The organism is Streptomyces sp. NPDC030995, assembly GCF_055571215.1.
The window spans coordinates 1044-14433 of the sequence record NZ_JBVIFS010000003.1 but is presented as its reverse complement, the minus strand read 5'-3'; the positions used below and the strand labels follow the sequence as shown (position 1 = coordinate 14433).

The following is a 13390-nucleotide window of genomic DNA, read 5'->3' as shown; positions in this document are numbered from 1 at the left end:
AGCCCCGGTCTTTCAGCCTCGCCGGCGTTTGAGGCGCGGGGGTCCGGGGGCAGCGGACCCGCACCCGAACGGCTAGCGCCGCCCCCGCTCCATCAACTCGTCGTAGACGGACAGGACCTGCGCGACGGTGTCGTCCTCCGACGGCCAGGTCGCGGCCTGCGCCAACCCGGCGGCGGCCACCGCGGCCCGGCGGTCCGGATCCGCCAGCAGGTCGGTCACGGCCGAGGCAAAGGCCCCCGCATCCCCCGGTGGCACCAGCACCGCCCCCTCCCCCACCAGCTCCGGCACGCCCCCCACCGCCGTGGCCACCAACGGCACCCCCACCCGCAGCGCCTCCTGCGCCAGCAGCCCCCGCGCCTCCCACCGGCTCGGCAGCACCGCCACGTCCGCCGCCGCCAGCAGCCGCGCCGCGTCCCGGCGCCGCCCCAGCAGCCGCACCGGCAGGGCCTCCGCCTCGATCCGCCGGGACAGTTCGGCCCGTAGCGGCCCCTCCCCGGCGATCACCAGCAGCGGTGCGGGTTCCAGCGTCCGCCACTCCCGCGCCGCGTCGAGCAGTACGGAGTACCCCCGGTGCGCCACCAGGCTGCCGACGGCGATCAGCAACGGCCGCTCCACCGCCCCGAGTTCCGCCCGCACCTTGCCCGGGTCGACCACCGGCGAGCCCGCCGGCACGGCGACCGGTGCCAGCCGCGCGTCGCGCGCCCCCCGCAGCCGCGCGAGGTCCACCTGGTCCGAGGAGGCCCCGAGCACCACCGCCGCGGCCCGCGCCACGTGTCGTTCCAGCATCCGGCTCAGCCGCCCGAGCGCGCCCGCGGCCGTCGGGCCGTCGCCGTGCCAGCTCACCACCAGCGGCACCCGCCGCCCCCGCATGGCCAGCGCGGCCCGCATCCCGGCCCGTACCCCGTGCGCGTGCACGACGTCGGCCCCGGCACACGCGGCCCGCAGCACGCTCACCGCGTCGGGCGCGAACCGCGCCCCGGCGCCGGTGAAGTCGTACTCCCCCTCCGCCTGGACGGGCGCGCACACCGTGACCCGTACCCCGCGCGCGGCGAGCCCGGTCGTGAGCGACCGTACGTGCGCGTTGCTGCCCGCGCCTGCGCCGCCGTCGAGTACCTGGACGGTGCGGAGCGGCGGCCGCCCGTAGGGCTGGGCGGGGACGGGGGTGGAGACCGGGGAGCTGCTCACGGGCCGAAGCTCCAGGGTGAGGGAGTCAGAGATGTCGCCAAGGATGCCAGTCCGCACGCGCGTTCCGGGACCATACGGGTGCGGATCCGGTAGAGGATGTCGTCAGACACCCTTCCGCCTCACCCACACGGGCTAGGCCGTCTCTTTCGGATCTTGCCTGGCCCGCGCTGCCTGGCACCGCACCTCGCCGCGTTGTCGGGGCGCCCGAGTACGTCCAGTACTCGGGCGCCCCTCCGCCTTGCGATGCACGGCACCAGACAACGCGGGCTTAACCGGCAAGATCCGAAAGAGACGGCCTAGCGCGGTGTCACCCCGGCGCCTGCGCGCACCGGATGTGCCCCGACGAACGGGCGGGCCCGGAGCGCCGCGCGCCCCGGGCCCGTGCCCCGGAATCCTCTCGTCCCCGCGCGGCAGCGCCTACGCGTCGGCGCGCGCCGCCGCCAGCAGTTCCTCGGCGTGCGCCCGCGCCGAGACCGAGTCCTCGTGTCCCGCCAGCATGCGCGACAGCTCGCGGATCCGGGCCTCGCCCTCCAGGACGGTGACACCGCTCCTCGTGACCGACCCGTCGTTGGTCTTCTCGACCAGCAACTGCCGGTCGGCGAAGGCGGCCACCTGCGGCAGGTGCGTGACGACCACGACCTGCGCCGACTTGGCCAGCTTCGCGAGGCGCCGGCCCACTTCCACCGCCGCCTTGCCGCCGACTCCCGCGTCCACCTCGTCGAAGAGGTAGGTGGGCACCGGGTCGGAGCCCGCGAAGACGACCTCCACGGCCAGCATCACCCGGGACAGCTCACCGCCGGAGGCGCCCTTGGCGATCGGCCGCGGCTGGGCCCCGGGGTGCGGGGCCAGCAGCAGTTCGACCTCGTCGGCGCCCGAGGGGCCGTAGGCGACCGGGCGGCCGTCCACGTCCACGCCCTCGGGGTCCTCGGCCTGCCGGATGTCGATCGTCACGCGGGCGTGCGGCATCGCCAGCGACGCCAGCTCCTCCGTCACGGCCGCGGCGAACCGGGTCGCCGCCTCCACTCGGGCGTCCGTCAACGCCTGGGCCAGCAGCGACAGTTCGGACCGCAGCCCGTCCCGCTCGGCGGTCAGCTCCGTGATCCGCTCGTCGTCGCCGTCCAGCTCCAGCAGCCGAGCCGAGCCCTGTTCGGCCCACTCCAGTACGGCGTCCACGGTGCCCGCGGCGCCGTACTTGCGCGTCAGCTGCGTCAGGGCGGCCCGCCGTTCCTCCACCGCGGCCAGCCGCAGCGGATCGGCGTCCAGGTCGTCGGCGTAGCCCGCCAGTTCCCCGGCCACGTCGGACAGCAGGATGCCCAGTTCCCCGATCCGCTCGGCGAGCACGCCGAGCGCCGGGTCGTGCGACCGTACGGATTCCAGGGCCCGGTGGGCGCCCGCGACGAGCATGTTCGCGTCGATGGCCTCCGGGTCCTCGGGATTGCCCGCGAGTGCGGCGTGCGCGAGCTGCGCCGCCGAGGCCAGCGATTCGGCGTGGCCGAGGCGCTCCGCCTCCGCCGCCAGCTCGACGTCCTCGCCGGCCACCGGTTCCACGGCGGCGATCTCGTCCAGCCCGAAGCGCAGCAGGTCCGCCTCCTGGGCCCGCTCCCGGGCCCGGGTGGTGATCTCCTCCAGCTCGACGGCGACCGCGCGGAGCCTGCGGTAGGCCGAGCCGTACTTCTCCAGCGGGACGGCGACGGCGTCCCCGGCGTACCGGTCGAGGGCCTGGCGCTGCCGGGCGGGCCGCAGCAGCCCCTGCTGGTCGGTCTGCCCGTGTACGGCGACCAGGTCGTCCGCGAGCTCGCCGAGCAGGCCGACGGGTACGGAGCGGCCGCCGACGTGGGCGCGCGAACGCCCCTCGGCGGACACGGTCCGGCTGATCAGCAGGGCGCCGTCGTCGAGCTCGGCCCCGGCCTCCTCGGCGCGGACGGCGGCGGGGGCGTCCGGGCGCATGACGATGCGGCCCTCGACCACCGCCGCCTTGGCCCCGATCCGTACCAGGGCCGGGTCGGCGCGACCGCCGAGCAGCAGCCCGAGGCTGGTGACGACCATCGTCTTGCCCGCGCCGGTCTCGCCGGTCACCGCGGTGAAACCGGGCGACAGCTCGACCACCGCGTCGTCGATGACCCCGAGCGACCGTATCCGCATCTCCTCAAGCACGGGACGACGATACCGAGGTTTCACGGGTGCCATGTGACGTCACCCGCCCCAAGTTCTCCGAACGGATGTGCTATTAAGCTCATGCGTCACGCCGTGGCGTCCGTCAGTGCGGCGCCCCACGCCACCCCGACACCGGCAGCGCGAACTTCGCGACGAGCCGGTCGGTGAAGGACGCGTGGTGCAGCCGGGCGAGCCGCACCGGCACCGCGCCCCGCCGGACCTCCACCCGGGCTCCGGCCGGCAGCTCCAGCATCCGCCGGCCGTCGCACCACAGGACCCCGTGCGGGGTGCCGGTCTGCACCTCCACCGCCAGCACCGAGGTGGGCGAGGTCACCAGCGGCTTCGCGAACAGCGCGTGCGCGCTGATCGGCACCATCAGCAGTGCCTCCACCTCCGGCCAGACCACCGGGCCGCCCGCGGAGAAGGCGTACGCCGTCGAGCCCGTCGGAGTCGCGCAGACGATCCCGTCACAGCCGAAGCCGGACACCGGGCGCCCGTCGATCTCCAGGACCACCTCCAGCATCCGCTCCGGGGACACCTTCTGGACCGCGGCCTCGTTCAGCGCCCAGTCCCGGTGGACCACGTCCCCGTTCGTCCGCACGACCACGTCGAGGGTCATCCGCTCCTCGACCTCGTACGCGCGCGTCACCACCCGGTCCACGACCCGGTCCAGGTCGTCCCGCTCGGCCTCGGCGAGGAACCCCACCCGCCCCAGGTTGACGCCCAGCATCGGCACCCCCGAGGCGCGCGCGAACTCCGCGCCCCGCAGCAGGGTCCCGTCGCCGCCCAGCACGATCAGCAGCTCACACCCGTCCAGCACCCCCGGCGTGGACTCGGTGACGAGCTCCACCTCGGACGGCAGCGGCAGGTCCACCGCCTCGTGCGCGAAGACGCGTACGCCCAGCCCGCACCGCAGCAGGCCCTTCACGACCAGCTCGGCGCTGCGGATGGCCGCGGGCCGCCCGGTGTGCGCGAGCAGGAAGACGGTGCGCCCCTCCGCCGAAACCGATGAATCCGATGCACCCGATGAATCTGTCACTGCGGCCCCTCCGCCACTGCACGGTCAACATCCGCCGGGTCGAGTTCCGGTGCCCCCGCCCGCAGCCACAGAAAGTACTCGACGTTGCCCGACGGACCCGGCAGCGGACTCGCGGTCACCCCGAGAACCCCCAGCCCCAGCTTCGCCGCCTGCGCCGCGACCTCGCGCACGGCCTCCGCCCGCAGCTCCGGGCTGCGCACCACGCCGCCGCTGCCCAGCCGGTCCTTGCCGACCTCGAACTGCGGCTTGACCATCAGCACCAGGTCCGCGTCGGGCGCGCAGCACCGTACGAGCGCGGGCAGCACCAGCCCGATGGAGATGAAGGACAGGTCACCGACGACGAGGTCGACCGGAGTCCCGTCGATCAGCTCCACCGTCAGTTCACGCACGTTCGTACGGTCCTTGACCGTGACCCGGTCGTCGCTCTGCAGCGACCAGGCGAGCTGCCCGTAGCCGACGTCGACGGCGACGACGTGGTCCACGCCCGCCCGGAGCAGCACATCGGTGAAGCCTCCGGTCGAGGCGCCGGCGTCCAGCGCCCGGCGGCCCTCGACGCGCAGCCCCTGCGGCCGGAAGGCGGCCAGCGCCCCCGCGAGCTTGTGGCCGCCGCGCGAAACATAATCCGGATCGCTGTCGTCCTTCAGCACCACCAGGGCCGCGCTGGTCTCCACTTGGGTGGCCGCCTTGGTCGCGGTGGTTCCGCCCACGGTCACCCGGCCGGCGGCGATCAGCTGCGCGGCGTGCTCCCGCGAGCGGGCCATGCTGCGGCGCACCAGTTCGGCGTCCAGGCGGCGGCGTGCCACTCCTGCCACGTTCGGTTCAGCTCCTGTTTTCGTACGGACCAGGGACGGGCGGTGCGTCCAGCGCGGTCAGCGCTTCGCGCAGCCCCCTGTGGACATCCTCGTACACCTCGACGTGTCCGTCCGCCGCGAGGTGGTCCGCGTCCGCCAGCCGCGCCAGGTGCGCGTCCACGCCGGCGTGGCCGGTGGGCGTACGTACGACGCCCAGCGCCACGGGCCCGGCGGGCCCGGTCGGGGTCTCGGCAGCTTCGTCGGTCATGCCCTGACGCTACCCCGTAGCGCCCCACGACCACGCACGGCTCTGCGGTACGGTCCTGATCACGATGGCTACGATCCAGGAGTGCCGCGAAGCACTCGACAACCTCTCCGGCAACCTCGCGCGGGCCGAAGGCGGCGCACGCGGCGCGGCCGCGCTCGACCGCTCCCTGAGCTGCCACATCACCGACCTCGACGAAACCTTCACGGGCCGCCTCGACGGAGGCCGGATCCGGGTGGACACGCTCACCCCCGGCCCACCGGCCACCAAGGCCGAGATCCGCCTCGCGATGACCGGCGACGACCTGGTGGCCCTGGTGGCGGGCGACCTCAAGTTCGCCAAGGCCTGGGCCTCGGGCCGCGTCAGACTGGAAGCCGGCTTCCGCGACCTCCTCCGCCTGAAGGCCCTGCTCTAGGGTTTCAGCCTCGCCGGCGTTTGAGGCGCTCTTCCAGCCCCGCCGGCGTTTGAGGCGCTCCTTCAGCCCCGCCGGCGTTTGAGGCGCTCTTCCAGCCCCGCCGGCGTTTGAGGCGCGGGGTCTGGGGCGGAGCCCCAGCAGACGGCCCGCACCCGCTACTCGGCCCGAGCCACCGCAGGGGCCACCGCTCGGGAAGCACGCGCCGCCGGCACCACCAACGGCGTCCCGGTCTCCGGATCGGAGATCACCTGGCACCGCAGCCCGAACACCAGCTCCACCAGCTCCGCGGTCACCACCTCCCCCGGCGGCCCCTCCGCCACGACCTTCCCGTCCCGCATCGCGATCAGATGCGTCGCGTAGCGCGCCGCGTGGTTCAGGTCGTGCAGCACCGCGACCAACGTGCGCCCCTGCTCCTCGTGCAGCTCGGCGCACAGGTCCAGCACATCGATCTGGTGCTGGATGTCCAGGTACGTCGTCGGCTCGTCGAGCAGCAGCAGTGGCGTCTGCTGCGCCAGCGCCATCGCGATCCACACGCGCTGCCGCTGCCCGCCCGACAGCTCGTCCACGGCCCGGTCGGCGAGCTCCGCGACCCCGGTCGAGGCCATCGACTCGTTCACGACCCGCTCGTCCTGCGCCGACCACTGCCGCAGCAGCCCCTGGTGCGGGTACCGGCCGCGCGAGACCAGGTCGGCCACCGTGATGCCGTCCGGCGCGATCGAGGACTGCGGGAGCAGGCCCAGGGTCTTGGCGACCTTCTTCGCCGGCATCGACCCGATCGCCGCCCCGTCCAGCAGCACCCGCCCCACCGTCGGCTTCAGCATCCGCGACAGGGCCCGCAGCAGCGTGGACTTGCCGCAGGCGTTGGGGCCGACGATCACCGTGAAGGAGTGGTCGGGGATCTCCACCGACAGGTTCTCGGCGATGACCCGCTGGTCGTAGCCGAGGGTCACGTTCTCCGCGGTCAGCCGCTGCACTCGCGTGCTCCTTACGTTCCTGTGTGTCGCCGTCATATACGTCCCGCCTTGCGCTCGGTGACGAGCAGCCAGAGCAGGTAGACACCGCCGACGAGCCCGGTCACCACACCCACCGGCAGCTGGTCGGCGCCGAAGGCCCGCTGCGAGGCCCAGTCGGACGCCAGCAGCAGCACCGCGCCCATCAGCGCCGCGGTCAGCAGGTTCCCGCCCGGCGAGCGGGTCAGCCGCCGCGCCAGCTGCGGCGCGGCCAGCGCGACGAAGCTGATGGGCCCGGCCGCGGCGCTCGCCCCGGTGGTGAGCAGGATCGCCGCCAGCATCAGCAGCAGCCGCGTCCGTTCCACCCGTACCCCCAGGGCGTACGCGGCGTCGTCGCCCATCTCCATCATCCGCAGCGCCCGGCCCTGCCCGAGGATCAGCGGGAAGAGCACCGCGCAGAGCACGAGCAGCGGCCACACCTGCGCCCAGTCCCGGCCGGCCAGCGAACCGGTCAGCCAGACCATCGCACGGGTGGCGTCCACCACTTCGGCCTTGGTGAGCAGGTACTGGATGGCGGCGATGAGCATGGCGGAGGCGCCGATGCCGACGAGCACCAGCCGGTAGCCCTGGATGCCCTTCTTGTACGCGAGCAGGTAGACGGCGGCTCCGGACAGCAGGCCGGCGAGCAGCGCGCCCACGGCCACCTCGGTGGCGCCGCCCTTGAACAGGATGATCACGACGAGCGCGCCGACCGCGGAGCCGTACCCGAAGCCCAGCATGTCCGGGGAGCCGAGCGGGTTGCGGGAGACGGACTGGAAGACGGCTCCGGCCATCCCGAGGGCGGCGCCGACGAGCAGGCCGACCAGCACCCGCGGCAGCCGCAGGTCGTTGACGATGAAGTCGTGGGCGGGGCTGCCGTTGCCCAGCAGGGTCTGTACGACGTCCCACGGCGCGATCCGGAAGTCACCGGTACCGATGAGCAGGACGGCCAGCGCGAGCGCCGCCACGGCGAGGAGCACCCCGACGGCCAGGGCGCGCCGCTCGACGCGCAGCGAGATCCCGCCGGGGAGGGTCAGCCGGCGGGCTTTGGCGGTCACGGTCACAGCTGGGCCATCCTCTTGCGCCGAACCAGGTAGATGAAGACGGGCCCGCCGATGAGCGCGGTGACGATGCCGACCTGGAGCTCGGCGGGCCGGGTGACGACCCGGCCGACGACGTCCGCGCCGAGCAGCAGCGCGGGCGAGAGCACCGCCGAGTACGCGAGCACCCAGCGCATGTCGGGCCCGGTGAAGGCCCGTACCAGGTGCGGGATCATCAGCCCGATGAAGACGATCGGCCCGCACGCGGCGGTCGCCGCGCCGCACAGCAGGGTGATGGCGAGCATGGCGGCGATCCGGGTCCGCGTCAGGTGCGCGCCGAGCGCCCGCGCCGTGTCGTCGCCCATGGCCATCGCGTTGAGCGGCCGGCCCAGCGACAGTGCGAGCACCGCCCCGGCCAGCAGGAAGGGGGCCACCTGCCGGACGGTGTCCATGTTGGCCGAGGCCAGCGAACCCACCGTCCAGAAGCGCAGCTTGTCGAGGGCCTTGCTGTCGAGGAGCTGCACGGCGTTGATGTAGCCGACCAGGGCCGCGCTGGCCGCCGTACCGGCGAGCGCGAGGCGTACCGGCGTCGCGCTGCGGCTGCCGCCGAGCACGTACACGGCGACCGAGACGACGGCGGCGCCGAGGAAGGCCCACCACACGAACTCGCTCAGCGAACTCGCGCCGAAGAAGCTGATGGCGGAGACCACGGCGGCCGCGGCGCCCGCGTTGACGCCGAGGATGCCGGGCTCCGCCAGCGGGTTGCGGGTCAGCGCCTGCATCACCGCGCCGGACAGTCCGAGGCCGAGGCCCACCATCAGCCCGAGGAGGGTGCGCGGGACGCGCAGGTCCCGCACCACCACGTCGGAGGGCGTCCCCGCGTAGTGGAACAGGCCGTGCCAGACCTCGTCGAGGGGCATCTGCTTGGCGCCGACGGCGATGCTCACGACCGCGATCAGCGCCAGCGCCGCGAGCGCGGCGAGCAGACCGGCGACGCGCGGGGCACGGCGGCGCGGGCGGGCACGCGGCTCGGGTTCGGATTCGGGGGGACTCTCGACCAACACGCGAGTTAGGTTAGCCTACCCTGAACCGACGCCAGACCCCCGCGTCCTACAGACCCAGCCTGGCCAGGGCCTTCGCCACGTCCAGCGTGCAGACCCCGTCCCCGGCCGCCGTCCAGGCCGCCGCGCACAGCGCCCGCAGCCCGTCGAGCGGATCCCCGTCCTCCCCGCGCACCTCCAGCGCGCCGCCGTCCGGCGCCACCGCCGTCCACCCGCCGCAGCGGAAACCCTCCCCGTCCGCCTCCACCGCCGGCTGCCCGGTCAGCAGCCCCCGCAGATCCCGGTCCACGTACGTCGGCCGGTGCCTGGGCTCGGCCCGCACCAGCTGCTCCGCGTCCGTCACCCCGGTCAGCACCAGCAGCGAGTCCACGTCCCCGTTGAAGGCGCCCTCGATGTCCGTGTCCAGCCGGTCCCCGACCACCAGCGGCCGCCGCGCCCCGGTCCGCAGCACCGTCTCCCGGTGCATCGGCGGCAGCGGCTTGCCCGCCACCTGCGGCTCCGCGCCCGTGGCGATCCGTACGACCTCCACCGCGGCCCCGTTGCCCGGCGCGATCCCCCGCGCCCCCGGAATCGTCAGGTCCGTGTTCGAGACGTACCACGGCACCCCGCGGTTGATCGCGTACGAGGCCTCCGCGAACCGCCCCCACGCCAGGTCGGGCCCCCCGTACCCCTGGACGACCGCCGCGAGACCCTCCTCGTCGGCCGACTCCACCGGCACCAGCCCGCGCTCGCGCAGCGCGACCCACAGCCCCTCCCCGCCGATCACCAGCACCTTCGACCCCGGCTCCACCTGCTCCGCGATCAGCCGGGCCACCGCCTGCGCCGAGGTGATCACCTCGCCCGCCTCGGTCGGGATGCCCAGCTCGCTCAGGTGCTCCGCGACGGCGTCCGGGGTCCGCAGCGCGTTGTTCGTGACGTACGCGAGGTGCATCCCGTCGGCCCGGGCCGCGGCGAGGGACTCCACCGCGTACGCGATGGCCTCACCGCCCGCGTACACCACTCCGTCCAGGTCCAGCAGAGCGGTGTCGTACGCCTGGTGCAGCCTCCGCTCGCTCGCCGCGGGACTGGTCCTGCTCTGCCGGGTCATCCTGTCCGCTCCTCACCCGATGGATCTTGTCCGAATTCCGTACTGCCCCGATCATCCCGCATGGCGAGACGCGATTTACCATGCACCAATGACCACACCTGGCACCGCGGACCACGGCCTGCGCCTGATCCCCTTCCACGGCCTGCGCTATGTCCCGGAGCGTGTCGGCAGCCTCGCCGCCGTCACCTCGCCGCCGTACGACGTGGTCGTACGCCCCGACGGAGTCGACCACCTCGAATCGGCCGACCCGCACAACATCGTCCGCCTGATCCTGCCGCAGGCCGGCACCCCGGCCGCACGCAACGAACAGGCCGCGCGCACCCTGCACGACTGGCTCGCCCAGGGCATCCTCAGTGCAGACCCCGAGCCCGCGCTCTACGTGTACGAGCAGCGCAGGGCCGGTCTGCTCCAGCGCGGGGTCATCGGCGCCCTCGCCCTGTCCGCCGCCGAGGAGGGCATCGTCCTCCCCCACGAGGACGTCATGCCGGACGTGGTCACCGACCGGGCCGGTCTGATGCGGGCCACCTCCGCCAATCTCGAACCCCTCCTCCTCACCTACCGCGGCGACGACCCCGGCACGGGTGCGGCGGACGTCGTGGAGAAGACGGCGCAGCGCGCGCCCCTCCTGTCGACCACCACCGAGGACGGCTTCCAGCACCGCCTCTGGGCCATCACGGATCCGGCCGAGCTCGCCGCCGTAACGACTGATCTCAGCCATCGCCAGGCCCTCATCGCCGACGGCCACCACCGCTGGGCGACGTACCTGCGCCTCCAGGAGGAGCACGGCTCCCCCACCGCCTGGGACTTCGGCCTGGTCCTCCTCGTCGACACTGCCCGCTACCCGCTCCAGGTCCGCGCCATCCACCGGATGCTGCGCCGCCTCCCGGTCGCGGACGCCCTCACCGCCCTCGAAGGCCGATGGCGGATTCGCCCCGTCGACGGGCCGCTCCCGCTGGCCCTGGACACCCTCGCGGACGCCGCGGAGCGGGGCAACGCCTTCCTCCTCGCCGGCGACGGCACCTTCCACCTGGTCACCGACCCCGACCTGGCCCTCCTCGACCGCACGGTCCGCCACGACCGCCCCGAGGCCTGGCGCCGGCTCGACGCCACCGTCCTGCACGCGACCCTGCTCGACGCCCTCTGGCGCATCCCGGACACCCCCGACCAGATCACGTACATCCACGACGCCGAGTCCACCGTGGCCATGGCCGAACGCCACGGGGGCACCGCGGTCCTGCTGCACCCCGTACGGGAGGAAGTCGTACGGGACCTGGCCCGTCAGGGCGTCACCATGCCCCGGAAGTCCACCTCCTTCGGCCCGAAACCGGCCACGGGCCTGGTCCTGCGCGGCCTCGGCTGAGCCTTCCGGGCGGGACTCGGGACATGGGCCGGACATGACCCCGGACATGAAGAAGGGCGGTACCCCGACCGGGGTACCGCCCTTCTTCATGTCACCGTGCCTCAGGCCTTGTCGCGGCCCGAGTCCCGCTCGTCGTCCTCGACGTCGGCGTCGGCCGCGGACTGCTCCAGCGGCTCGTACTCCTCGTCATCCTCGTCGTAGTACTCGGCGACGTCGGAGGCGCGCTCGGCCGCGGCGATCTCCGCCGCGTCCTCACCCTCGTCCTCGTCCTCATCCACGTCGTCCAGGTCTTCCACATCGTCCACGTCGACGTCGTCGGCCAGGTCGACAGCGGCGTCGACGAACTCGACACCGTCGAGCTCGGCGAGGCGGTCGGAGGCGTCGGTGGCCCCGTCCTTGTCCGCTTCGAGGGTCTTGCCGAACCACTCGCGCGCCTCGTCCTCACGACCGGCCGCCAGCAGGGCGTCGGCGTAGGCGTACCGCAGACGCGCGGTCCACGGCTGGACGCTGCTGGAGGCCAGCTCGGGGCTCTGCAGGGTCACGATGGCCGCTTCGAGCTGCCCCTGGTCCCGCCGGGCACCGGCCGCGACGAGACGCATCTCGACCTGGCCGGCCTTGTCCAGCTTCTGCACCTCGGGCTCACCGGCCATGGCCAGCGCCCGCTCCGGACGGCCGAGGCCGCGCTCGCAGTCGGCCATGACGGGCCACAGCTCGACCGAGCCGGTCATGCGCTTGGCGGCGCGGAACTCCGCGAGCGCCTCGCTGTACTTCTGCGTGGCGTACGCGGCGAAGCCGGCGGCCTCACGGACGGCGGCGACGCGCGAGGCCAGGCGCAGGGCGATGCGCGAGTACGCGTACGCCTGCTCCGGGTCCTCGTCGATCAGCCGCGCGACCATGACCAGGTTCTTGGAAACCTCTTCGGCCAGGCCCTTGGGCAGGCTCAGCAGCTCCTGACGCACATCGGCGTCGATCTCCAGGCCGGTGACGTCCTCGTCGATCGGAAGCCGCTTGACCGGGTCCCGGTCGCGGTCCGCGCGGAAGTCGCGGTCGCCGCCACGGTCATCGCGGCCACGGTAGCCACCACGGTCACCACCGCGATCGTCACGGCCACCACGGAACCCGCCACGGTCGCCACCGCGGTCGTCACGACGGGGGTAGGACGGGCGGTCGCCGCCACGGTCGTCACGGCCACCGCGGAAGCCACCACGGTCGTCATCACGACGGGGGTACGACGGACGGTCGCCACCACGGTCATCGCGACGGAAACCGCCGCCACCACCGGAGGGACGGTCGCCACCGCGGTCATCGCGACGCGGGTAGGACGGGCGGTCGCCGCCACGGTCGTCACGACCGCCACGGAAGCCACCACGGTCGTCATCACGACGCGGGTACGACGGACGGTCGCCACCACGGTCATCACGACGCGGGAAGGACGGACGGTCCCCACCACGGTCATCGCGACGGAAACCGCCACCGGTGGGACGGTCGCCGCCACGGTCATCACGGCGCGGGTAGGACGGGCGGTCGCCGCCACGGTCGTCACGACCACCACGGAAGCCACCACGGTCGTCATCACGACGCGGGTACGACGGACGGTCCCCACCGCGGTCATCGCGGCGCGGGAAGGACGGACGGTCCCCACCACGGTCGTCACGACGGAAACCGCCGCCACCACCGGAGGGACGGTCGCCACGGTCGTCACGACGGGGGTACGACGGACGGTCCCCACCGCGGTCATCGCGGCGCGGGAAGCTCGGACGGTCCCCACCACGGTCGTCACGACGGAAACCGCCGCCACCACCGGAGGGACGGTCGCCACCGCGGTCATCGCGACGCGGGTAGGACGGGCGGTCGCCACCGCGGTCGTCACGACCACCACGGAAGCCACCACGGTCGTCATCACGACGCGGGTACGACGGACGGTCCCCACCGCGGTCATCGCGGCGCGGGAAGCTCGGACGGTCCCCACCACGGTCGTCACGACGGAAACCGCCGCCACCACCG

12 protein-coding genes and 1 pseudogene are annotated in these 13390 nt (G+C 73.6%); 2 read left to right on the top strand and 11 right to left on the bottom strand.

Features of this window, described 5'->3' with window-relative positions; translation table 11 throughout:
* Window positions 1–72 precede the first annotated feature (72 nt).
* The 5 genes from ACZ45T_RS06325 to ACZ45T_RS06305 form a co-directional block, all read right to left on the bottom strand.
* A complete protein-coding gene (locus ACZ45T_RS06325; protein WP_468438056.1) occupies window positions 73–1185 on the bottom strand; it encodes a glycosyltransferase family 4 protein in 1113 nt (370 codons plus the stop codon).
* 417 nt (window positions 1186–1602) lie between these two features.
* A complete protein-coding gene (recN, locus tag ACZ45T_RS06320; RefSeq protein ID WP_468438704.1) occupies window positions 1603–3327 on the bottom strand; it encodes a DNA repair protein RecN in 1725 nt (574 codons plus the stop codon).
* A gap of 115 nt (window positions 3328–3442) precedes the next feature.
* Window positions 3443–4378 (bottom strand): NAD kinase, encoded by a 936-nt coding sequence (locus ACZ45T_RS06315; protein WP_468438054.1) that lies wholly within the window; start codon window positions 4376–4378, stop codon window positions 3443–3445.
* Window positions 4375–5190 carry a TlyA family RNA methyltransferase gene (locus tag ACZ45T_RS06310; RefSeq protein ID WP_468438052.1) on the bottom strand — a complete coding sequence of 272 codons (816 nt, stop codon included), beginning with the start codon at window positions 5188–5190 and terminating at the stop codon, window positions 4375–4377. Before ACZ45T_RS06310 ends, ACZ45T_RS06315 begins: the two co-directional genes overlap by 4 nt.
* Window positions 5191–5197: 7 nt before the next feature.
* The gene (locus ACZ45T_RS06305) at window positions 5198–5437 is read right to left on the bottom strand and encodes a hypothetical protein (protein ID WP_468438050.1); all 240 of its coding nucleotides are present in this window, start codon (window positions 5435–5437) and stop codon (window positions 5198–5200) included.
* A gap of 64 nt (window positions 5438–5501) precedes the next feature.
* Between ACZ45T_RS06305 and ACZ45T_RS06300 the strand changes: the two genes are divergently transcribed.
* Complete coding sequence (locus tag ACZ45T_RS06300; RefSeq protein WP_468438048.1) at window positions 5502–5849, top strand: SCP2 sterol-binding domain-containing protein; 348 nt, start codon at window positions 5502–5504, stop codon at window positions 5847–5849.
* Between the two features lie 155 nt (window positions 5850–6004).
* On the opposite strand, the gene ACZ45T_RS06295 is transcribed toward ACZ45T_RS06300, so the two are convergent.
* From ACZ45T_RS06295 to ACZ45T_RS06280, 4 genes are read right to left on the bottom strand one after another with little or no spacing between them, the layout of a single operon-like run.
* Window positions 6005–6859, bottom strand: coding sequence for an ABC transporter ATP-binding protein (locus ACZ45T_RS06295; protein ID WP_468438046.1), 855 nt, complete (start codon window positions 6857–6859; stop codon window positions 6005–6007).
* Window positions 6856–7902, bottom strand: coding sequence for a FecCD family ABC transporter permease (locus ACZ45T_RS06290; RefSeq protein ID WP_468438044.1), 1047 nt, complete (start codon window positions 7900–7902; stop codon window positions 6856–6858). The genes ACZ45T_RS06295 and ACZ45T_RS06290 overlap by 4 nt, the downstream gene beginning before the upstream one ends.
* Window positions 7899–8942, bottom strand: a complete 1044-nt coding sequence (locus tag ACZ45T_RS06285) for a FecCD family ABC transporter permease (protein WP_468438042.1) — start codon at window positions 8940–8942, stop codon at window positions 7899–7901. The genes ACZ45T_RS06290 and ACZ45T_RS06285 overlap by 4 nt, the downstream gene beginning before the upstream one ends.
* A gap of 46 nt (window positions 8943–8988) precedes the next feature.
* Window positions 8989–10026 (bottom strand): HAD-IIA family hydrolase, encoded by a 1038-nt coding sequence (locus ACZ45T_RS06280; protein WP_468438040.1) that lies wholly within the window; start codon window positions 10024–10026, stop codon window positions 8989–8991.
* Window positions 10027–10114: 88 nt separating this feature from the next.
* Between ACZ45T_RS06280 and ACZ45T_RS06275 the strand changes: the two genes are divergently transcribed.
* The gene (locus ACZ45T_RS06275; protein ID WP_468438038.1) at window positions 10115–11386 is read left to right on the top strand and encodes a DUF1015 family protein; all 1272 of its coding nucleotides are present in this window, start codon (window positions 10115–10117) and stop codon (window positions 11384–11386) included.
* 101 nt (window positions 11387–11487) lie between these two features.
* On the opposite strand, the gene ACZ45T_RS06270 is transcribed toward ACZ45T_RS06275, so the two are convergent.
* Both ACZ45T_RS06270 and ACZ45T_RS06265 read right to left on the bottom strand, forming a co-directional pair.
* Complete coding sequence (locus ACZ45T_RS06270) at window positions 11488–12345, bottom strand: tetratricopeptide repeat protein (protein ID WP_468438702.1); 858 nt, start codon at window positions 12343–12345, stop codon at window positions 11488–11490.
* Window positions 12346–12435: 90 nt separating this feature from the next.
* Window positions 12436–13390: pseudogene (locus ACZ45T_RS06265) on the bottom strand (hypothetical protein); the annotation flags it as partial.